Here is a 21,545-nt window from a genome sequence, read left to right as displayed (position 1 = left end):
GCTGGCTCGTGCCCTTGTGCCGGCTCGCCGACTCCCGGCTCTGTGCCGGCTCGTGCTCTTGTGCCGGCTCGTGCCCCTGTGCCGGCTCCGGCTCCTGCTCCTGCCTGCGCGCGCCGGCTACCGCGCCGGCTCCCGCTCCTGCCTGCCTCCCGCTCCTGCCTGCCTCCCGCGCCGGCTCTGCTCCTGTCCGCGCCGGCTCCCGCCCCGCTCCTGTCCGCGCCGGCTCCGGCGCCCGCGCCCCCGCTGACTCGAACGGGCAGGCGCCCACCGCACGTTCGAGGGTCACCCTGCGCTTCCCGGTCTTCCCGGTCTTCCCGGCCGGCGGCGGGACGGCTACGTGTTCCGGGCTGGGGGGTGGCCGGCCGTGGTGCGGAAGGTGCGGCGGTAGGCGGTCGGGGTGACGCCGAGGGCCGCCTGGAGGTGCTGGCGCATGGACTGCGCGGTACCGAAGCCGCAGTCGTGCGCGATCTGGTCGATGGTGAGGTCGGTGGACTCCAGCAGGTGCCTGGCGCGTTCGATGCGCTGCTGCGTCAGCCACTGCCCGGGGCTCGTCCCGGCCTCCTCGCGGAACCGCCGGGTGAAGGTCCGCACCGACATCGACTCCCGCTCGGCCAGGTCCCGTAGCTGGAGGGGCTCGTGCAGCCGCTGGAGCGCCCACGAGCGGGCCGCGGCGGTGGTCGCCTGCTGCTCCTTCGGCAGCGGCCGCTCGATGTACTGGGCCTGACCGCCGTCCCGGTGCGGAGGGACGACGGTACGGCGGGCGACGTCATTGGCGACCGCCGTACCGTGGTCGCGGCGCACCACGTGCAGGCACAGGTCGATACCGGCGGCCACCCCCGCGGAGGTGAGCACGTCGCCGTCGTCGACGAAGAGCACGTCCGCGTCGACCCTGGTCCGCGGGAAGAGCCGCTGGAAGTGCTCGGCGTGCGACCAGTGCGTGGTCGCCGGGCGGCCGTCCAGGAAGCCCGCGGCGGCCAGGACGTAACTGCCGGTGCAGATGGAGACCAGACGGGTGCCGGGTGTGAGGTGCGCGAACGCGGCGGCCAGCTCCGGGGTCAGCCGGCCCTCCTCGAAGACCGGGCCCAGCTCGTAGGAGGCGGGCACCACGACCGTGTCGGCGGTGGCCAGCGCCTCCGGGCCGTTCTCCACCAGCACGGCGAAGTCCGCGTCCGTGGTCACCGGGCCCGGCGCGCGGGCCGAGCACGTCACCACCTCGTACAGCGGGCGGCGCGCGGCGTCCCGCGCCTTGCCGAAGATCCGCTGGGGGATGCCGAGTTCGAACGGGAGGAGGCCGTCCAGAGCCAGCACCACCACGCGGTGCAGGGATCTCCGTACGGCCTGGGGCGGGGGCGGGGTCATGGCCCGATCCTAACGAACACTGTCCCTCGGGCCACTCGTACGGCTGTTCCCGGTCCGGAAGTCTGAGGGGGTGACGCAGACAACCGAAGCTCCCGCTCCCCAGGGCGACCCCGCGGCAGACGGCGCGCGCTCCCGGCGTCCGCGCCGCGCGATCACGGTGCACCGCGCCTGGTTTGTCGCGGCTGTCGCCTTTGTCACCATCATCGGCGCGGCTGCTTTCCGCTCCCTGCCCGGCCTGCTGATCGACCCGCTGCACCAGGAGTTCCACTGGTCGCGCGGCACCATCGGCGCCGCCGTCTCCATCAACCTCGCGCTCTACGGGCTCACCTCGCCGTTCGCCGCCGCGCTGATGGACCGCTTCGGCATCCGCAAGGTGGTCGCCGTCGCGCTGAGCGTCATCGCGCTGGGCTCCGGGCTCACGGTGTGGATGACGGCCGCCTGGCAACTGCTGCTCTGCTGGGGGCTGCTGGTCGGCCTCGGCACCGGCTCGATGGCGCTGGCCTTCGCGGCGACGGTCACCAACCGCTGGTTCACCGAGCGGCGCGGCCTGGTCACCGGCATCCTCACGGCCGCCTCCGCCTCCGGCCAGCTGATCTTCCTGCCGATGCTGTCCTGGCTCGTGGAGAAGCACGGCTGGCGGCCCGCGGCGGTGACGGTGGCGCTGGCGGCGCTCGCCGTGGTGCCGTTCGTGTGGCTGCTGCTGCGGGACCATCCGGCGGACGTGGGGCTGAAGCCGTACGGGGCACGGGAGTTCGTGCCGAAGCCGCCGCCCGCGCGGGGCGCCGCCCGGCGCACCGTGGGCGTGCTGTTCTCGGCCGTGCGCACCGGTCCCTTCTGGCTGCTCGCCGGCTCCTTCGCGATCTGCGGGGCCTCCACCAACGGGCTGATCCAGACGCACTTCGTGCCCGCCGCGCACGACCACGGGATGCCGGTGACGGCCGCGGCGTCGCTGCTCGCGGTGGTCGGCGTCTTCGATGTCGCCGGGACGATCGCCTCCGGCTGGTTCACGGACCGCTTCGAGGCGCGCCGGCTGCTGGCGGTCTACTACGCGCTGCGGGGTGTCTCGCTGCTGTTCCTGCCGGTGCTGCTGGGGCCGAGCGTGCATCCGACGATGCTGTTCTTCATCGTCTTCTACGGGCTCGACTGGGTCGCCACCGTGCCGCCCACCGTGGCGCTGTGCCGTCAGCACTTCGGGGCGGACAGCGCGATCGTCTTCGGGTGGGTCCTCGCGTCCCACCAGGTCGGGGCCGCGGTCGTCGCCTACCTTGGCGGTGTCGCCCGGGACACGTTCGGCTCGTACGACGTCGTCTGGTACGCGGCGGGGGCGTTGTGTGCGGCGGCGGCGCTGATGTCTCTCGTGATCCGCCGGGTGAACCCGGTGTAGGCCCCGGCCCGGGTTCCGCCCACAACGGCTTCCCTGTGCCGGGGGAGTCGCCCTTCGGGCTCGTCCTCAATCGCCGGACCGACTTGGTGGGTTGGGGAGCGGGTCGCCCTGGGGTGCGCCGGGGTGTGTCGCCCTTCGGGCTCGTCCTCGAACGCCGGACGGCCCGGTTCGGCGGCCCCGGGACGGGCCTACCGCGAAGCCCGGGCCAGTGCGCGGGCGAGCTTGCGGGAGTCGCGGGCCAGCTCCCGCAGCGTCCCGCTGATCGGTGTCGTGAAGCCGAGGAAGAACAACCCGGGCGCGTGCCGCACGGCACGTGCGCCCTGGATACGCGGTAACCCCCGCTCGTCCAGCACGTCCAGGTGCCCCACGAGCCCCTCCAGGCCCTGCCGGTACCCCGTCGCCGCGATGACCACATCGGGCGCGACCACGCTGCCGTCCGCGAGCACCACCTTGCGCTCCTCGAACGACACCACCGCACCCACCGGCTCCACCCGCCCCTTGCGCACCGCGTCGATCAGCCCCACGTCCTGCACGGGAATCGCCCCCTGCCGGGCCCGCGTGTACAGGCCGGCGTCCGGCCGCGGCAGGCCGTGCGCCGCAAGGTCCGGCACGCTCAGCCCGGCGAGCGGCCGGGCCAGCCGGTCCACCACCCACACCGGCAGCCGGCGGCACAGGATGCCGGTGGCCTGCGCGGGCCACCCCGCAGTGGACCGCCGCACGATGTGCGGGGGCGTGCGCACCGCGAGCCGCACCCGCGCGGCCCCGCCCTCCACCAGGTCGACGGCTATCTCGGCACCCGTGTTGCCGGCCCCGACCACCAGCACGTCCTTGCCGGCGAACGGCGCCGCGTCGCGGTACGCGCGCGCGTGCAGCAGCTCGCCCCGCCAGGCGTCCCGTCCCGGCCAGTCGGGCAGCCGGGGCGTGTGGTTGTAGCCCGTCGCGACCACCACCGCGCTGGCCAGCAACTCCCGGCCGCCGCTCGCCCGTAGCAGCCAGCGGTCGCCGCCGTCGCTGCCGGTCCGCTCCACCCGGGAGACCTCCACCCCGGTGACGATCTCCAGACGGTGCTCCTCGGCGTACTGCTCCAGGTACCGCACCACGTCGTCTCGCGCCACCCAACGCCCGTAGGCGCGGGGGATCGGCAGGCCCGGCAGCGCGGACATCCGCCGGGTGGTGTGCAGCCTGAGCCGGTCGTAGTGCCCGCGCCAGGCGGCGCCGACCTGCCCCGACTTCTCCAGCACGACGGCCCGTACGCCCCGGGCGCGTAGCCCCTGCGCCACCGCGAGCCCGCCGGGACCGCCGCCGATGACGTACACGGGGTGGTCCTGGGAACCGCGCGCGGGCCGGACGTCCCGGGCGGTCGTTTCTGTGGCCATGGGCGGGAGCGTAATCCGGGCATTCGTTGATCGGTCCCGGTCAAATGCGAAATCGGTTGCGAATGGATTACGAACACGGCACGCACCCGTGCGCCGCCCGGCGGGCCTCAGGGCAGGGGCAGGGCAGGGGGAGGGGCAGGGGGAGGGGCGGCGGGCCCAGGGGCAGGGCGGGGGCAGACGCCGGAGCAGGGGGAGCAGGGGCAGGGGCCCGGGGCATCAGGGACGTTCAGGGGTCTTCGGGTCGGGGTCTCGGGGCTTCGGGGCATTCGGGATCTCGGGGCTGCCGGCGTTTCGGGTCTCAGGGCTTCGGGGTCTTCCGCGGGTCAGGGCGTTCACCGGGGGAGTTCAATGGGGCGATGACCGACGAAGCGAGAAGCGAGGATCACCTCACCGGCGTCAGGGTGCCGTCCGCCGCCGGGATGTCCGGGCACGGGCTGCGGCTGCGGCCCTGGCGCCCCGAGTCCGCCGAGGACGTGGACGCCTGGCTGCGCGGCGTGCTCGACCCGGAGTTCCTGCGCTGGAACACCCCGCTCAGGACCGTCGCCACCCCCGACGACGCGCGTGCCTCGCTGCGCGCCCGGCTCGACGACGCGGCGCAGGGCGTCTCCGCCGCGTTCTGCGTCACGGACGCCGGGACCGGCGCCGTCCTCGGACACATGGGCGTCAACAACATCGAGCACGTCCTGCGCACCGCCCGCGTCGGCTACTGGGTGCTGCCCGAGGCCCGCGGCCGCCGCGTCGCCCACCGCGCCCTCGCGCTCGTCTCGGCCTGGTGCTTCACGGCCGCGGGCCTGTACCGGGTCGAGCTCGGCCACGCCGCCGGCCACCAGGTCTCCTGCCGGGTCGCGGAGCGCTGCGGCTACCGGTACGAGGGGACGCTGCGGGGCGCGATGTTCGAGGCGGGCCGGAAGGACGCCTTCCGTGACGTCCACCTGCACGCCCGGCTGGCCACCGATCCGGACCCGCAGGTACCGGACGGGGCGGCGGCGCAGGCCGGGGGGAGAGCGCCTGAGGCGCGGCAGCACGCGGACGGCATCCAGGACCCGCCGCACGGGGGCCCGGCCGCCCCGGCGCCCACGGAGTTCACTTTCGCAGACCCGGCCTGACCCGTCCGGGTGACGCACGGCCGGCGGCCAGGCGTGCGCGGCCACCACGTCCCACGGCCCACCGGTCACGACGGCCCACCGCTCACGTCTCACGTCTCACGGCTCGCCGACGCCTCACGGCGCACAGCCCCCGCCGCTCACGTCTCACGGCGCACACCCCCCGCCGCTCACGTCTCACGGCTCGCGGCCCCCCGCCCGACGCCTCACGGCCCCCGCCCGACGCCTCACGGCTCACCGTCCACGGACATACGACAGCGGCGGGGCGCGGGCTTCAGCCGCGACCCGCCGCTGCGAGACAGGACCCCGGGGGTGACCCCCGGCTATTCGGGTGAACGGTGACCGGCCGGCGGTCGCTCCCACGCCGGCGCCGGCGGCGTCATCTCGGCGGCTTGCGCCCGGTCACCCCCAGGTGCACCAGCAGTGCGAGATTCGGCTTGATCTCCGCCTGCTTCACCCCCCAGGCCTGCAGGTTCTTCTGGTGGGAGGCGACGGAGGCGAGCATCGTGACCAGGGAGCCCGCCACGGCCTGGGGGCTCACCTCGCGGTCGACGCGGCCCTTGGCCTGGAGATCCTTAACGCTCTCCGACAGAGAGCTGAAGATCGAGTTGAGGATTCGCATACGGAGCCTGGCGAAGCGTTTGTCGCCCTCGGCCGCACCGAGATCGATGACGCGGAGAATTGCGTCGTTGCGGCGCCAGAAATCCAGGAAACCGTCCACGAGATCCTGGGCCGTCTGCCATCCTGACTTACCCGCCCAGGAACGGCCGGCGACCAGCTCGCTCAATCCGGCGCCTTCCGACGTCAATTGCTGCGCGAGCTCCAGAACCGCGCCTTCGACATCCGGGAAGTACTGGTAGAACGTCGCCGGTGAGGTGCCTGCTTTCCGGGCGACGTCAATCACCTTGACGTCCCGGTAGGGCGAGGTGCGAAGCATCTCACCCAGGCACTCCAGCAGTTTCTGACGCGTTGCCTGACCTCGCCGTCCGGCCACCCGGCCGTCGACGGTACGCACTTGTCCTGTCATGCCGTCAGCTTACCGACGGGGGGTCCGAGCGCGATTCGGCCGACTGCAAATGGGGTTACCCGGCCGGTTCACCGGCCCTGTGCGGACGAGAACGAGGGGCGATCGAGGGCCGGTACACAATCACGTCCGTATTGATGACGTAATTGGTCTAGACCTGGGATGTCCGGGTGATCCATAGTGGTTGCCCGTCCGTATCGCAGAAAGCGAAGGGAAATCCGTCATGCCCAGGAAGACCGCCGCACTGGTCACCGCCGGACTCACCGGTGCCGCCGCCCTCACCGCGTCACTGCTCACCCTTGCCGCCCCCGCCGGCGCGGCCTCGCTGCCGTGCAACCTGACGAGCAGCGGCAGCACGGCCTCCGCCACCTGCTTCAGCGGCTCCTCGTACACCTGGCGGCTCGTCGCCGACTGCTCCGACGTCAGCGACCCGCGCAACCCCTCGCACGTCACCACCCTGTACGGCGACTGGCGCACCGGTGACGGCACGGAGACGCTCACCTGCGACGGTGGGCTGCGGGCTACCGGACACCTCGAAGCGAGCTGACGCGCGCTGACGCGCGCTGAAGCGCGTTGTGCCCCGTGCTCCGCGCCGGGCGCCTCTGCGCCGCCCGGCGCGGGTGCGCCCCTGCGGGGTGCGGGAAACCGCGATGCGCCTTGGGCGTACCTCCCACGCCCTTCAGGTCAGGCAGTGGGGGAGGGTCACCGGGACGAGCTCCCTGCGGTCTCGTGGCCCGCCCCGCCGCGGTGACCCCTGCGGTCTCGTGGGCTGCCCCGCCGCGGTGACCCCTGCGGTCTCGTGGGCCGCCCCACCGGGGTGAGCCCCTTGCGGTTCGTGTCCGGCCGCCGGCCGGCGGGGGCCTGCGGCGCGGTTCCCCACGTCCCTTCGGGATGCTCCGTGTCCACGATGTGACCACTGGGCTTTCTGATACCGGACGGTAGGGATGTCAAGGGGGGTTGTTTTCCTGCGCCCTCACTTGATACGTCCTTGTTTGTCCGGGACACCCCCGTCCTCACCCGGGTTCGCAACCAGCGCTCCGGACAGGAAGAATCAGGGTGCGTGCCGCCACGGCGGTTCGGTGGTGAGACGCTGCACGGGGCCGTTGCTCGGCACGGCCGTACGGGGAGGTGGCAGGCAAGGTGGACCAGCTGACGCAGCAGGATCCGAGACGGATCGGGCCCTTCGAGGTGCTGGGCCGGCTCGGAGCCGGGGGCATGGGCCTCGTCTATCTCGCGCGCTCGGCGTCCGGCCGGCGCGTGGCGATCAAGACGGTCAGGACGGAACTGGCCGAGGACCAGCTCTTCCGTGTCCGCTTCACCCGCGAGGTGGAGGCCGCCCGCGCCGTCTCCGGCTTCTACACGGCCGCCGTGGTGGACGCCGACCCGCGCGCCGCCGTGCCCTGGCTCGCCACCGCCTACGTCCCCGCGCCCTCGCTCGAGGAGATAGTGAACGAGCAGGGCCCGCTGCCCGCCCAGGCGGTGCGCTGGCTGGCCGCGGGCGTCGCGGAGGCGCTCCAGTCCATCCACGGCGCGGGCCTGGTGCACCGGGACCTCAAGCCGTCGAACGTCCTGGTCGTCGAGGACGGCCCGCGCGTGATCGACTTCGGGATCGCGAGCGGCGTCTCCAACACCCGGCTGACGCTGACCAACGTCGCGGTGGGCACGCCCGCGTACATGTCCCCCGAGCAGGCGAAGGACTCCCGCAGCGTGACCGGCGCCAGCGATGTCTTCTCGCTCGGCTCCACGCTGGTCTTCGCGGCCACCGGCCATGCGCCCTACCACGGCGCCAACCCGGTCGAGACCGTCTTCATGCTGCTGCGCGAGGGCCCCGACCTGTCGGGGCTGCCCGACGAGCTGCGCCCGCTGATCGACTCCTGCATGCAGATGGACGCCGCCGCCCGGCCCAGCCCCGCCGACCTCCAGGCCCAGCTGGCGCCGCACCTCTTCGCCGGCTCCGACGACGACAGCGGCTCGGCCTCCGCCTGGCTCCCCGAGCACGCCGTGGCCCTGATCGAGGCCCGCCGCGCCGGCCGCCCCCACCCCAAGCCTGCCCCGGACGGCGCACGCGCCGGCAGCCGGGGCGCGCCCGCGGTGCCACCGCCCCCGCGGCACGCGCCGGCGCCGGCGCGCCCGCCGGTGCCGGCCCCGGTCACCGGCGGAGCCACCGGCGGCCCGGGACTCGACGGCCACGCCCCGGCCGGGATGCGGGACAGCGAGCCGGTGCGGCTGGGCGGCGCGCAACTGCCCATCGGCCCGGGCCCGCGGGTGGCCGACGCCCGCGCCACCGCCGTGCACGCCGCCCCGGCCGCCGCCGGGACCGGCCTGGCCGCCTCCTGGACACGCGGCAGGTCCGCGCCGCCCGGTGACGTGCCGGCGCCCGCGCCCGGCATCCCCGCGCCCCCGGCGGCGCCCCCGCCGGACGGTCCCGGCACCTGGCGCCCCTGGCGCTTCCGGATGTCGAACGACGTCTGGGGCACCCCCGCGGTCGCCGGCGACCTCGTCTACGTCACCTCCTTCGAGGTGCACGCGCTGGACGTGGCCACCGGGCGGCGCAAGTTCAAGACCCGCGACGTCGCCTGGTCGATGGCCGTCTCCGACGGCCGGATCCACGCCTCCGACGGCCCCACGCTCTACGCGCTGGACGCCCGCGAGGGCACCGACCTGTGGCGGCTGTCCACGGACGGCTGGGTGTACTCCCTGAAGGCCGACCGCGGCACCGTCGTCACCGGCACGCGCGGTGGCGGCGTCCAGGCCTGGGAGGCCGCGAGCGGCCAGAAGCTCTGGGAGCTGACCGGCGCCCAGGCGGACTTCGAGGCGCCCGAGTCGGGCCCCGTCATCCACGACGGCACGGTCTACGTCTGGCAGGACGCGCGACTGCGCGCGCTGGAGGCGCGCACCGGTGACGAGCGCTGGTCGTACCCCATCGGGGACGCGGCCTCCTGCGGCGGCGTGCCGGTGCGGCTGACGCAGGCGCCGGACGGTTACGTCTACGTCTGCGCGGGCACCCGCGCACTCGCCGTCGACGTCGCCTCCGGGCACGTCCGCTGGCACTTCGAGGCGCCCGCGGTCTTCCTCTCCCCGCCGGCGTTCGCGCCGGGGCCCTCCGTCACCGGCGGCGGCGTCTACCTCGCCGACTACCTCGGCACGGTGTACGCGGTGGACGCCACGGACGGCCGGGACCGCTGGCGGATCGCCACCGAGGCCCGCGCCTCCATCGAGCCGGTGCTGATCGTCGGCGGACATGTCCACGTCGGCAGCGGCAAGGGGCTCTACACGCTGGACGCGGTGACCGGGACGCCCAAGTGGCGCTTCCAGGCGGGCGGGGACGTGGTGGGCTCGCCGGTGGTGGCGGAGGGCCGCATCCACTTCGGCTCCACCGACCACCTCCTCTACACGCTCAAGTCCGACGACGGGCGGCTGCGGTGGAAACTCGCCACCGGGGGTGAGATCACCGGGGCGCCGGTGGTGCAGGGAGGTGTGGTGTACGCGTGCAGCAAGGACCGGTGCGTGTACGCCCTGGACGCGGAACGGGGCACCGGCACCGCCCGCACCTGACTCGGGGCTCCGCCCCGGTGCCGGAACGGGGCGCGGGGAACCGCGCGCCCAGCCCCCGGCGGCCGGTCGCTGGCGACGGAACCACTGGCGACGAGACCGCAAGGGGCCTGGCCCGGTGGCCCTCCCCCACTGCCTGAACGGCGTGGGAGGTACCCCCGAGGCGCGTCGTGGCCGGTCGCTCCCCCACTGCCGGAAAGGCGTGGGAGGTACCTCCATCCCCGCGCCCCTGGGGGCGGAGCCCCGCGACGCCGCGCCGCGGGCCCGGCGTCGTCCTCGGGCCGCGGGCCCGGCGTCGTCCTCGGAAGACGGGTCTGAGCTGGGCGCTCACAGCGGCGCGGGGCCGGCCCATGCTGGTGGCGGAGGCCACCGGACGGCGGTGGCCGGCCACGACAGGAGGATCTCATGGGCATCAGGACGCACCAGGTCGGCAGCCAGGGCATGACGAGCTCGGTCGAGGGACTGGGCACCATGGGCATGACCGCCATGTACGGCGCCCGGGACGACGCCGAGTCGACCGCCACGATCCACCGGGCGGTGGAGCTCGGGGTCACCATGTTCGACACGGCGGACTTCTACGGTCCGGCCACCGGGGAGGAACTGGTCGGACGGGCCCTTGAGCCCCACCGGGACAAGGTCGTCATCGCCACCAAGTTCGGCGGCGCCACACTGGACGACACGGGCAGGATCGTCGGCCCCCCGAACGGCCGGCCCGACTATGTGCGGACCTCCGTGGAGCGCTCGCTCCGCCGGCTCCGCACGGACCACATCGACCTGTACTACCAGCACCGTGTGGACCCCACCGTGCCGGTGACCGAGACGTTCGGCGCGCTGGGCGAGCTGGTCGCCGAGGGCAAGGTGCGGTACCTGGGCATCAGCGAGGCGTCCGCCGAGACCATCCGCGCCGCCCACGCCACCGCGCCGCTCACGGCCGTGCAGACGGAGTACTCGCTGTTCACCCGGGACGTGGAGACCAACGGCGTGCTCGACACGGTGCGCGAGCTGGGCATCGGGTTCGTGGCCTACGCGCCGCTGAGCCGCGGTTTCCTGACCGGCGAGGTGCGCTCGCTCGACGCGCTCGACGACAACGACTGGCGTCTTCGCATGTCCCCCCGGTTCAGCCGGGAGAACTTCGCGCACAATCTCGCCCTCGCCGACCGCGTACGGGTGATCGCCGACAAGTACGACGTCACCCCCGCCCAGTTGGCCCTGGCGTGGGTGCTCGCCCAGGGCGTCACCGCCATCCCCGGCACCAAGCGGCGCCGCTACCTGGAGCAGAACGTGGCCGCCGCGTCACTCACCGTGGCGTCCGAGGCGCTGGACGCACTCCGCGAGGCGGTTCCGGCCGAGGCGGTGTCGGGCCCGCGGTACGCCCCGGCCGGGCTGCGCACTGTTCAAGAATGAGAGCACATGCAGTGATCAGGGAAGATCGTCTTCAGTGATGGGGCCGCGATGAAACGCAACGACCTGGGGAGCTTCCTGCGGGCTCGGCGCGAGGCGCTGCGGCCGGCCGACGTCGGCCTCGCCGCCGGTGGCCGACGCCGCACACCAGGGCTCCGCAGGGCCGAAGTCGCGTTCCTGGCGAACGTCTCCGTCGACTACTACGAGCGGCTGGAGCAGTCCCGTGACGCACACCCCTCGCAGACCCTGCTGGCGAGCCTGGCCAGGGCCCTGCGGCTGTCCCTGGACGAGCGCGACCACCTCTACCGGCTCGCCGGCTACGCGCCCCCGCTCACGGGCGCGACCGGCGGGTACGTCGACCCGGCGATGATGTTCCTGCTCGACGCCCTGACGACCGTGCCCGCGCACGTCATCGACGACCTCACCACGGTGCTCGCGCAGAACCGGCTGAGCCAGGCACTGATCGGCTCGTGGGAGCTCGGCGACGAGCGGGCGGGCAACGTGACCTGGCGCTGGTTCACCGATCCCGCCTCACGCGCGCTCAACGTGGCCGAGGAGCACGAGGAGATCGGACGCGGCTACGCGGCGGACCTGCGGGCGGCCGCCGCGCGCCGTGGCGGGGACGCGGTGGCCGAGCGTCTCGTCGCCGACCTCCTCGAAGCGAGCGAGGAGTTCGGCCGGTACTGGGCGGAGATGGCGGTGGCACCACTCCGCTCCACGCGCAAGCAGTTGGTCCATCCGCACGCCGGGCCCCTCGACGTGCAGTGCGACTTCGTCCTGAGCACCACCACCGGCCACCGGCTGGTGATCTTCCGTCCCCAGCCCGGGTCCGCGACCGCGGCGAACTTCGAGTTCCTGGAGGTGCTCGGCGAGCAGAGATTCGACGCCTGACGTCGGCCGGCTCTCCTGTGCCCGTGCCATCTCCGGCGGTCTCCGGCCAGGGGGCCGCCCGGTGGTGCCGGGCTGTCACTTCGCATGGCGGCCCGCCGAGTGGCGCGGGGACCCGCGCGCGACCACGATGAGACCGGCAGGTCGACGGGGGCACCTCCCATGCCCTCCAGGCAGTGCGGCGCGTCCCCGGGGGGACCCTCTGCCGTGCGCCGTGCCCGGGGCGTCCTCCGCCGTGCCCGGGGCACCCTCTGCCGCGTTCGGGACCACCGGTACGTCGCGGGACCGCGGACACCGCGAAAACCTCCGCCCACGTGGCCGAAGATGTCGATGTGGCAAGCGCACGCCTCGCCGGGGAAGGCGCGAACGGATGACCGAGAGAGTCAGAGCTGATCAGCACGAGCAGATGCGGCGGCTGTCGCTCCGGCCGGACGGTCTGAACCGCCTCCTGCGCCGGCTGGCGCGGCAGGTCGGCGGTCACGCCCTCGTCGTCGACGCGCACCGGCCCCGCCACGAGTCGCTGGCACGGCTACCAAAGGACCTGGTGGCGCCGGCCGCCGACGCGGTCCGGCGCGTCACCGCCGGAGAGGTCCGGTCGGCCGTCCTGGACGTCGGCTCCCACACGGTGTACGCGGCGGCGATCGGCGACGAGGGGCCCCGGGCCACCTCGTCGTCGCGCGGGAGGGACCGTTCCCGCCGGTCCGGGACATGGTCACCGACGCCTCGGGATATGTGTGGCTGCGCTGGCGGGTGGAGGAGTTGCAGCGCCGGCAGACCGCGATGGAGCTGGCGGGCACGCTGGCCCGGGAAGCGGCCCTGCACCTGCTGCTGGCCGGACACGTGCACGAGGCCAAGCGCGTCACCGCGGCCCTGGGCTCACGGCTTTCGGATCTCACCCGTGTGTACGTCATCGAGTGCCCGCCCGGCCTGCGGGAGGAGTGCGCGCGGAGCTGCGACGAGGCCACCGGCGGCCGCGCCTGGCTGGTCCGCTGCCTGGTGAACAAGCGGCACCTGATCGTCCTGACCCGTTCCGGCTCCACGGAGCAGGACCGTGCCCTGGACCACGCCCTGCGCCCCTGGGTGACGAGCCGGCCGAGCTGCTACATCGGGGCCGGGCACGCCGTGGCCCTGCGCGACACCGCCGCAGGGTACGAACAGGCGTTCCACGCGCTCGCGGTCGCCAGGAACGGCGCCACACGCTGTGCGACGTTCAGCGCCCGTACGGAGCCGGCCGCCCTGATCGGCCCGTCCGGTCACCCGTGGGCCTCCCGCACGCTCCGCCCGCTGCTCGACCACCGGCCCCGGCGCCCGCAGGGCCCGGACGCCGGCGAACTCCATGCGACCCTCATCGCCTGGCTGGCCTTCTCCACCCGGGCGTCCCGCCAACTGAAGATCCACCGCAACACGCTCACCGCCCGGCTCCAGCGCATCGGACAGCTCCTGAACACGGACCTGCACAAGCTGTCGTCGCTCGCCGAACTCGACCTGGCGCTACGGATCTTCCACCGTCCCGAGCCCGCGCGTGGCGACCACGCCCACGCACCCCTGGACCTGGACGGACTTCTCGCGGCACCCGAGGCCCGCCACTGGACTCGGGCCGCTCTCGACGAGATAGGCAGGGGCGATCCGCAGCTCTTGGGCACCCTGCGCTCCTGGCTGGACCACAACGCGCATCTGGCCGACACCGCGGCATCGCTGAGGCTCTCCGTACCGGCCGTCCGCAAGCGCCTGCTCCGCATCGAGCAGATCACCGAGCGCTCCCTGCTCCACGCGCCCTCGGCGCTGTACGACGCGCACCTCGCCTTCCGCATCGTCGACCGGAGCCGCGGGCACGCCTGACCGGTCCCGTCCGACCGGCTTCGGCTGCCGGTGCCCGGGGGCCGGTGCCCGCACCGGTGCCCCGGGCCGATGCCCGGCTGCCGGCGCCGGGCGGGCTGCCGACGCCCCGCTGACGCAGCAAACGGAAACCGGTCCCGGCGGTCACTGTGCAAAGAGGCCGTTGAACGGGGAACGTCCCATTCCGCAGAGTGGACCGGTGAGATGCCGGTCGTGGCCGGGCGCGGGCTGGGGGCCACGCGCCTGACGGGGATGGGGGAACCCGGCGAGCCACGGGCTCGGGCCACTGACCGTGGGCCAGGGGTCACGGGCCCGGAGCCGCGGGCCGCGGGCCACGCGGTGAGGCGGGGGAATCGTCGACGGCCCGAGGGGGCTGGGTCCGCCGTGGCCGAGCCACCGGTCTCGCGTAGTTCCGCGCCCCTTACCCGGGGCGGCGTACAACGGGGGTGCGCCCCGATGGGGCGCGGGGCTGTGATCTGGGGGCCGGGGCCGACGGGGCTGGCCCGACGACACCGTCAGGTCACCGTCGGCATATCCGGCGAGGCGCCGAGGAACATTCGGGTCAAGTGTCCTTCGGTGAAGGAGCCGCCCCGTGTTGTTTCCCCTGACCATCCAGGACTTCCTGGACCGTGCCGTCACGGTCTACCCCGAGCGCACCGGCATCATCGACGAACCCGTCCAACCCGCCCCGTCGTGGGGCGAGGTGACCTACGCCGAACTGGCCCGCAGGGCCGCCGCGCAGGCCGCCGCGCTGGACCGGCTCGGCGTGCCGACTTCCGCCTCACCGCGGCCGAGATCACCTACATCGTGGGCCACTCCGGCGCCGAGGTGCTGCTCCTCGACCCCGAGCTCAAACAACTGGCGGGCGAGATCGGCGCCCGGCACACCTTCGTCCTGGGCGAGGACGACGACGCGGTCTGGGGCACGGACGACCGCGGCGCGGACCCCCGCCCGTGGGAGGCGGACGAGGGTGCGACGGCCACCCTCAACTACACCTCGGGCACCACCGCCCGCCCCAAGGGCGTCCAGCTCACCCACCGCAACCTGTGGCTGAACGCCGCGACCTTCGGCTGGCACACAGGCGTCGGCGACCGCGACGTCTACCTGCACACGCTGCCGATGTTCCACGACAGTGAACCTAAAGGGGCATGGCCCCCAAGGGACGGAAAGGCACAGCACAGCGCCCCCGGCAGTGCCGGGGGCGCTGTGCTCCACAGGACCCGGCCGCCCCTCGGGGGAGCGGAAGCGGCACGGCCGTCAGGCGGTAAGCAATTCGATCCTGATCGCGAGGGCGCCGAGCGCTTCCTTTTCGGGCGGGTAGATGGTGCGGATATTGGTGAGCTGTTCCTCGCGCGTCGCCGTCGGGTTGACGTTGGCCGGCCCCTCGCCGTCGAGCAGTGCCTCGAAGTCGTTGTACTCGGTGACTTGCCGTACGTGCACGTCGCACGTCTCGTCGGTGCCCTTGATCCGGAACCGGATCACGTCGCCCGCGGCGAGGTCGGCGAGGTGCGGGTACTTGACCCGCACCTCGATCGACTTCCGGCCTGCGGCGATGAGGTCGAAGTACCGACGGTAGAGGTTCAGCTCGCGGACGCGAGGGGCGGCGGTTCCGGTCATTGGACGGGAATGCTCCTAGCTGCTGGTGCGGTCATCAGCCGGCCGATCTCGCCGGCCGAGTACGAGCGGAAGAAGTGCCGTGGGTCAGAGAGTACGACCTCGGCGAGGCCGAGCAGGTGCTCGACGAAGTCGGAGACGGAGCCGGGCCATTCCCGAGTGTCGAGCATCCAGGGGGCGGCCCCGGCGGGCAAGGTGGCACGCCTTTCGCGAATGAGGGACTTGGACAGTTTCGCGCCGGTGTCCGTAACGATCTGCGGGCAGAAGAGGCGCGCGGGGAGCTGCCGCGGGGGGAGGCCGACGGCCTGTAGGGCGCCATCGACCAAGTGGGAGCCGAACACCCAGTCGCCGCCCTTGACCATCACGTACAGGGTGCCGTGTCGCCCCGACAGGTCGAGTTCCTTCACGAGGTTCCGGTACAGGGTGGCGAGGTCGAGGTATCCATTGCCGTACCGGTCGAGTGTGACCTCGTACTCGCCGTGTTCCAGGCAGACGGCTGTGATCTTGGCGTAGTCCGGGCCAGCCTCCCGGACTGCGGTGCGCTCCGCGTATTTCTCGGCCCAGCCGCAACCGACATGCGGACAGGGCACGCGCAGGTGGGCGACGCCTGCTGAGGGAGCCAGCCACCAGCGGGCCGCCTCGATCCGCGGCAGCACGCGAAGCCACGTCTGGCGGAAGTGCTCGCCGGCCTGCTGCTTCGAGTAGGTGTGGATGGAGTAGGGGATGTGCAGCCGTGCGGAGAGGGCGGCGAGCAGGGGAAGGTACAGAGCGTCGATCTGTTCGCCGATTGCCTGCATGCCGAGTGCATGCGCGTAGGTGCGCTGGTAGCGGTGGCCGGTCACGTTGTCTGTGACGATCTCGTGCGGGGCGTTGTCGAGTGCCCCGAACCAGACCTCAGCCGGTAGGCCGAACTTGTCGCGGACGTGGGCCGCGGTCGCGAAGGTGAGGGATTGCACGAGCGAGGTCCCGACATGGGGTGTGCCGTTGATCTGCGTTCCGACGATGAAGACGACGCGGTCAGGCGCGGAGTCGACCACGCGGGGAGTGAGTACGTCGACGGCGTGCGAAAGTGCGTTGGCCAGGACGGTATTCGGTGATACCGGGTGGATTGTCACCCGTTCCCCCCTTGGGATGATGGATAAGACGATGTCGAGCGGATCCGGGAGCGGTTCTCTCTCCGCGGTTTTCGGTGGCGACCCGCCCCCGTCGGGGAGAAGTTGGGTGGACACCCGACGGGGGCGGGGGACTGTGGGAGCCGTGGTTGGCGTGTCGGAATCGGGTACACGCGCAGGGAATACCGGGCGTCGTAGTCGGTCACGCTGAGCCGCAGCGGGCGCCCCGCGGCGAGGGCGCGCAGCGCGTGGTCGTATGCCTGGTCACTGCCGGCCCACCCGCGCAGCTCTGCCTCTGGGCGGGGAGTGTCCGGGTCGCTGGCGAAGAGTGCGGTGTGCAGGTGGGCGGCGTCCGGGGCCGGGTCGAGTAGGTCGGCGAGGTGCCTTGCAGCGGTTCGCAGCCATCGGGCGGCGAGACGTGGCGAGCGACCGCGGTAGACGGCGAGCACGACCTCGCGGGATCCGCTGAGGTCGTGCGCGACGGCCTCGCAGCGGAAGCCGACGGCGGGCAGCGCGGGGGCGCACGTGGCGGCGGCCGGCGGCGCGGGTGCCTGCGAGTCCGGGCTCACCATTCCCGTTCCCGGGCCGACGTCCGGTGTTCGATCATCTGGTCGAGCTGCATTCGGTACAGCTCGACCTGACCAGGCGTGAGAATGAGCAGAGCCTCGGACGTCCCGCCGTCCTCGTGGTGGACGATTACCGGTAGCGTGGCGTGCTGCGCCTGGTGGTCATGGACCGCGTCGCGGTGGAGTGGGGTGACGTGCGTGACCGGGACGGGGACGGGGCGCAGCGTGGTCCCGTCGCGCTTCGCGCGCCAGTCCTCGCCGCCGCCCGGCGGGCGCAGTTGGTAGGACGCCGACGAGGCACCCGGCAGGGCGACGACGACCCCGATTCGTCCCCCCTTGGCGAGGTCGGAAGCGAGGTCACCGAGCCGGGGGTGGAACGGGGCGCCTGCACCTAACTCGACGCCCCGCGCGGGGAGTTGCTTCGAGGTTTGATCGGCCATGCCCCGAAGCTAGGCGGATGCGAACGGCCCAATATGAACCCCAGGAATACGACCCTTATCCGTCGAGGTGGAAGCGGTCCGACATGCGGCGCAACTTCTCGCGGGTGCTCGCCCGTTCGGCGTACACGATCTTCCGAAGGGTTGACCGGGCAATGGGGTGATTCCGGACCAGCTGAGGCGCCAGCCGCTCGGCCTTCTCCAGCTCCTTCAAGGCGTCGTCCCGGTTGCCGTCCCACAGCCACGCACGCGCGAGGTCCATGTGGTGATGCCCCTGCCGGGAATTGGGCAGAGCCGCGACCACCTCTGGACTAGTGCGCCGGTTTATCCTCAACGCCTGGCGCTGCTGGTGCATCTCCAGTGCGACACTGATTGCGTGAATCTGCACATTCCCGGCTGAGAACGTCAGGCTGTGCCGGTCGTACACCGGGGGGCCGGCGTACTGCTCCAACCGTTTTGCGGCGCTGCGGGCGTGGCCGATGCGGTCCTCGGCTTCCGACTTCCGGCTAGCACGCGCCGCGGAGACCGCCGCGCGGAGTTGCAGCGAACCCCACGCGCGAACGGCAAGCGGCTCTCCCTGCTCGTATCCCTGCTGTACGCCCTCGATCGCCTTGTCGGAAAGGGCCATGGCGTCGTCCCAATCCGCCGTCGCCCACATGTCCCACACACGCATCCAGTCGGCGACGGCCAACATGACAGGGTCGCCGGACTGCCGTGCCGACCAGGCGGCCCGTTCACACGCCATGGCGATCAGCTCGGGATGCCCGAGGGCATGCGCGGCGGTGTGCGCGAACTTGCAGCACACGGCATAGACGGCGAACGCTTCCTCCCGCTCGTGCTGCCCGGTGCTCACCTCAGCGAGGGCGCGTGCCTCGCGGAACATGTCGGGGAGTACTTCCATGATGGCCACGTTCGCCGCAGCGTCGCGCAGGCGGTGCAGCCGAGTGGTTTCCTGCCAGAGCTGCGCGGCCGGCCGCGGGGTGCCGTTGAAGACCGGGGAAAGGTCGTACCGGCGCAGTTCACGCAGGATGGATGCGGCAGAGACCTGCCACTGATTCTCTTCCGGTGAGCTGTTGTACGGGCGCCCGATCAGGTCGTTGGGGTGTACATGAAGTTCTGCGGCGAGAAGGTTGAGCAGGCCGACGCGGTCAAGCTCAATGTCGCCCCGTTCCATCTTGGACACCCAGCCTTGCGTTTTGCCGATGGCAGCGGCGAGGTCGGCTTGTGTCATACCGAGGCGAAGCCGTGCGCGGCGTGCGCGGCGGCCGATCTTTTCGGCTTCTTCCAGCATCAGCGCGCCCCCTTTTGGGTGAGGCGCCGGCGTACTGCGCGGCGAGGCATCCGAGCTCCAGACGTAGGGGCTTTCACTCATGAAAGGTACCCAGCGGGTGCCACTCGTGTGGAGTGCCGTCAGGAAGTGCCCCCACGAATACAGAAGGCGCCCCCGCCCGGCGCAGGGCCGGGCGGGGGCGCGCTCAGGACGAACTACTCATCGACGGTGAGACGGGTACGGGCGTCGACGCGGTCGACGGCATCTCGCAGGCTCGTTCCGCTGTTCGGGTGTAGCTCGTGCTCAACGGCGGCGAGCTGCCGCTCGATGGCGTCGAGCCGCTGCATGACGCCTGGGCGGGCCGGCACCCCGGGGCGGGCGGGTACGCCCTGCCAGTCGTCGGCAACCTCGCCAAGCCGGTCAGCGAGGCGCGCGCCCCTGCTGGCCCGGTAGAGCAGGCCGACGGCGCCCCCGACGGCTGCAACGACACCGCACCAGACGACGGCCAGGTCTACGCCCGGAATTCCGGTGGTCACTGGCGCGGGGCCTCCTCGTCAACAAGCCGAGGCCGAGGCCGAACCGGTCGAGCAACTGCTCGACGACCGGCAGAGCCATGACCCGGGACAGGGCTCCGGCAACAGCGATGGCGCCGGTGGCTCACGCCGCGGGCTGCGGGCCGCGGGCCACGCGGTGAGGCGGGGGAATCGCCGACGGCCCGAGGGGGCTGGGTCCGCCGTGGCCGAGCCACCGGTCTCGCGTAGTTCCGCGCCCCTTACCCGGGGCGGCGTACAACGGGGGTGCGCCCCGATGGGGCGCGGGGCTGTGATCTGGGGGCCGGGGCCGACGGGGCTGGTCCGACGACACCGTCAGGTCACCGTCGGCATATCCGGCGAGGTGCCGAGGAACATTCGGGTCAAGTGTCCTTCGGTGAAGGAGCCGCCCCGTGTTGTTTCCCCTGACCATCCAGGACTTCCTGGACCGTGCCGTCACGGTCTACCCCGAGCGCACCGGCATCATCGACGAACCCGTCCAACCCGCCCCGTCGTGGGGCGAGGTGACCTACGCCGAACTGGCCCGCAGGGCCGCCGCGCAGGCCGCCGCGCTGGACCGGCTCGGCGTGCCGGCCGGCGGCCGTGTCGCGGTCGTCTCGCAGAACAGCGCCCGCCTGTTCACCTCGTTCTACGGCGTCTCCGGCTGGGGCCGCGTGCTCGTTCCGATCAACTTCCGCCTCACCGCGGCCGAGATCACCTACATCGTGGGCCACTCCGGCGCCGAGGTGCTGCTCCTCGACCCCGAGCTCAAACAACTGGCGGGCGAGATCGGCGCCCGGCACACCTTCGTCCTGGGCGAGGACGACGACGCGGTCTGGGGCACGGACGACCGCGGCGCGGACCCCCGCCCGTGGGAGGCGGACGAGGGTGCGACGGCCACCCTCAACTACACCTCGGGCACCACCGCCCGCCCCAAGGGCGTCCAGCTCACCCACCGCAACCTGTGGCTGAACGCCGCGACCTTCGGCTGGCACACAGGCGTCGGCGACCGCGACGTCTACCTGCACACGCTGCCGATGTTCCACGCCAACGGCTGGGGAATGCCGTACGCGGTGACCGGCATGGGCGGTACGCACATCGTGCTCCGCAAGGTCGACGGCACCGAGATCCTGCGCCGTGTCGAGCGGCACGGCGTCACGCTGCTGTGCGCCGCGCCCGCCGTCGTCAACGCGGTCCTGGACGCCGCCCCCGACTGGGATGGCGCGATCCCGGGCCGCGACCGCACCCGTATCGTCGTGGCCGGCGCCCCGCCGCCCACCCGCACCATCGAGCGCGTCCGCGCCGACCTCGGCTGGGAGTTCATCCAGCTCTACGGCCTCACCGAGACGTCCCCGTTCCTGACCATGAGCCGGATGCGCGCCGAGTGGGACGGCCTCGACCCGCACGAGCAGGCCGTCAGGCTGGGCCGCGCCGGCGCCCCCGGTATCGGCGTACGGATCACCACCGACGAGACCGGCGAGGTGCTGGCGCGCAGCAACCACAACCTGGCGGCCTACTGGGACGACCCCGAGGCGACCGCGGCGGCCCAGGCCGGCGGCTGGTTCCACACCGGCGACGGAGGCGTCGTCGAGGACGGCCAACTGACCCTGACGGACCGCAAGAAGGACGTCATCATCACCGGCGGCGAGAACGTCTCGTCCATCGAGGTGGAGGACGTGATCACCAGCCACCCCGCGGTCCGCGAGGTCGCCGTCATCGGCATCCCCGACGACAAGTGGGGCGAACTCGTCACCGCGCTCGTCGTCACCGCGGACGAGGCCCTGACCGCCGACGACGTGATCGCGCACTGCCGCGCGAACCTCGCCGCGTACAAGTGCCCCAAGCGCGTGGAGTTCCGCGCGGAGCTGCCGCGCACGGCCACCGGGAAACTCCAGAAGTTCAAACTCCGCAAGCCGTACTGGGACCGGGACCCGTCGTAGGGCCGGGACCTGGCGTGGGGCCACACGGTCCGGCTCGGCTGGGCGAGGCAACAGAGCACCGCCCGCCGCCTCGGAGTCCCGTCGCCATCGACCCCGACCACGCGTGGTGCCACTGCACATCGCCGTCGCCCCACGCCGGCTCGCAGCTTCACC

The 21,545-nt window shown here is 72.7% G+C and carries 16 protein-coding genes and 1 pseudogene; 9 read left to right on the top strand and 8 right to left on the bottom strand.

Annotated elements, in window-relative coordinates; translation table 11 throughout:
• Positions 1-333: 333 nt before the first annotated feature.
• The gene (locus ACSMXW_RS15465; protein WP_485806989.1) at positions 334-1,359 is read right to left on the bottom strand and encodes a GlxA family transcriptional regulator; all 1,026 of its coding nucleotides are present in this window, start codon (positions 1,357-1,359) and stop codon (positions 334-336) included.
• Positions 1,360-1,429: 70 nt separating this feature from the next.
• On the opposite strand from ACSMXW_RS15465, the gene ACSMXW_RS15460 reads away from it, so the two are divergent.
• Positions 1,430-2,743 carry an MFS transporter gene (locus ACSMXW_RS15460; RefSeq protein WP_485806987.1) on the top strand — a complete coding sequence of 438 codons (1,314 nt, stop codon included), beginning with the start codon at positions 1,430-1,432 and terminating at the stop codon, positions 2,741-2,743.
• A 188-nt stretch (positions 2,744-2,931) separates the two neighbouring features.
• Here the strand turns inward: ACSMXW_RS15460 and ACSMXW_RS15455 are convergent, their stop codons facing one another.
• Entirely contained in the window at positions 2,932-4,119 is a 1,188-nt protein-coding gene (locus ACSMXW_RS15455; protein ID WP_485806986.1) for a flavin-containing monooxygenase, read from the bottom strand.
• A 356-nt stretch (positions 4,120-4,475) separates the two neighbouring features.
• On the opposite strand from ACSMXW_RS15455, the gene ACSMXW_RS15450 reads away from it, so the two are divergent.
• On the top strand, positions 4,476-5,225 hold the full coding sequence (locus ACSMXW_RS15450) for a GNAT family N-acetyltransferase (RefSeq protein ID WP_485806985.1): 750 nt from the start codon (positions 4,476-4,478) through the stop codon (positions 5,223-5,225).
• A 376-nt stretch (positions 5,226-5,601) separates the two neighbouring features.
• On the opposite strand, the gene ACSMXW_RS15445 is transcribed toward ACSMXW_RS15450, so the two are convergent.
• Positions 5,602-6,249, bottom strand: coding sequence for a TetR family transcriptional regulator (locus ACSMXW_RS15445; protein ID WP_485806983.1), 648 nt, complete (start codon positions 6,247-6,249; stop codon positions 5,602-5,604).
• Between the two features lie 220 nt (positions 6,250-6,469).
• Between ACSMXW_RS15445 and ACSMXW_RS15440 the strand changes: the two genes are divergently transcribed.
• The 6 genes and pseudogenes from ACSMXW_RS15440 to ACSMXW_RS15415 form a co-directional block, all read left to right on the top strand.
• Positions 6,470-6,793: a hypothetical protein gene (locus tag ACSMXW_RS15440; protein ID WP_485806981.1), complete on the top strand. Its 324-nt coding sequence runs from the start codon at positions 6,470-6,472 to the stop codon at positions 6,791-6,793.
• Between the two features lie 593 nt (positions 6,794-7,386).
• Entirely contained in the window at positions 7,387-9,801 is a 2,415-nt protein-coding gene (gene afsK, locus ACSMXW_RS15435; protein WP_485806979.1) for a protein serine/threonine kinase AfsK, read from the top strand.
• Positions 9,802-10,203: 402 nt separating this feature from the next.
• On the top strand, positions 10,204-11,202 hold the full coding sequence (locus ACSMXW_RS15430; RefSeq protein WP_485806977.1) for an aldo/keto reductase: 999 nt from the start codon (positions 10,204-10,206) through the stop codon (positions 11,200-11,202).
• 48 nt (positions 11,203-11,250) lie between these two features.
• A complete protein-coding gene (locus tag ACSMXW_RS15425; RefSeq protein ID WP_485806975.1) occupies positions 11,251-12,090 on the top strand; it encodes a helix-turn-helix transcriptional regulator in 840 nt (279 codons plus the stop codon).
• 705 nt (positions 12,091-12,795) lie between these two features.
• On the top strand, positions 12,796-13,926 hold the full coding sequence (locus ACSMXW_RS15420; protein ID WP_485806974.1) for a helix-turn-helix domain-containing protein: 1,131 nt from the start codon (positions 12,796-12,798) through the stop codon (positions 13,924-13,926).
• A 69-nt stretch (positions 13,927-13,995) separates the two neighbouring features.
• Positions 13,996-15,048: pseudogene (locus ACSMXW_RS15415) on the top strand (AMP-binding protein); the annotation flags it as partial.
• Positions 15,049-15,180: 132 nt separating this feature from the next.
• Here ACSMXW_RS15415 and ACSMXW_RS15410 read toward each other — a convergent pair.
• From ACSMXW_RS15410 to ACSMXW_RS15390, 5 genes are all read right to left on the bottom strand, one after another.
• A complete protein-coding gene (locus ACSMXW_RS15410; protein WP_485806972.1) occupies positions 15,181-15,540 on the bottom strand; it encodes an ASCH domain-containing protein in 360 nt (119 codons plus the stop codon).
• Positions 15,537-16,652 (bottom strand): hypothetical protein, encoded by a 1,116-nt coding sequence (locus tag ACSMXW_RS15405; RefSeq protein ID WP_485806971.1) that lies wholly within the window; start codon positions 16,650-16,652, stop codon positions 15,537-15,539. Before ACSMXW_RS15405 ends, ACSMXW_RS15410 begins: the two co-directional genes overlap by 4 nt.
• A 562-nt stretch (positions 16,653-17,214) precedes the next feature.
• Positions 17,215-17,655: a hypothetical protein gene (locus tag ACSMXW_RS15400; RefSeq protein WP_485806969.1), complete on the bottom strand. Its 441-nt coding sequence runs from the start codon at positions 17,653-17,655 to the stop codon at positions 17,215-17,217.
• A gap of 55 nt (positions 17,656-17,710) precedes the next feature.
• Positions 17,711-18,943: a helix-turn-helix domain-containing protein gene (locus ACSMXW_RS15395; protein ID WP_485806968.1), complete on the bottom strand. Its 1,233-nt coding sequence runs from the start codon at positions 18,941-18,943 to the stop codon at positions 17,711-17,713.
• A 194-nt stretch (positions 18,944-19,137) separates the two neighbouring features.
• A complete protein-coding gene (locus ACSMXW_RS15390; protein WP_485806966.1) occupies positions 19,138-19,458 on the bottom strand; it encodes a hypothetical protein in 321 nt (106 codons plus the stop codon).
• 407 nt (positions 19,459-19,865) lie between these two features.
• On the opposite strand from ACSMXW_RS15390, the gene ACSMXW_RS15385 reads away from it, so the two are divergent.
• Complete coding sequence (locus tag ACSMXW_RS15385; protein ID WP_485806964.1) at positions 19,866-21,392, top strand: AMP-binding protein; 1,527 nt, start codon at positions 19,866-19,868, stop codon at positions 21,390-21,392.
• Positions 21,393-21,545: the final 153 nt, after the last annotated feature.

This window comes from Streptomyces sp. DSM 116793, from assembly GCF_057320905.1.
The sequence above is the reverse complement of the archived record's forward strand: the minus strand, read 5'-3'. Positions and strand labels throughout refer to the sequence as shown.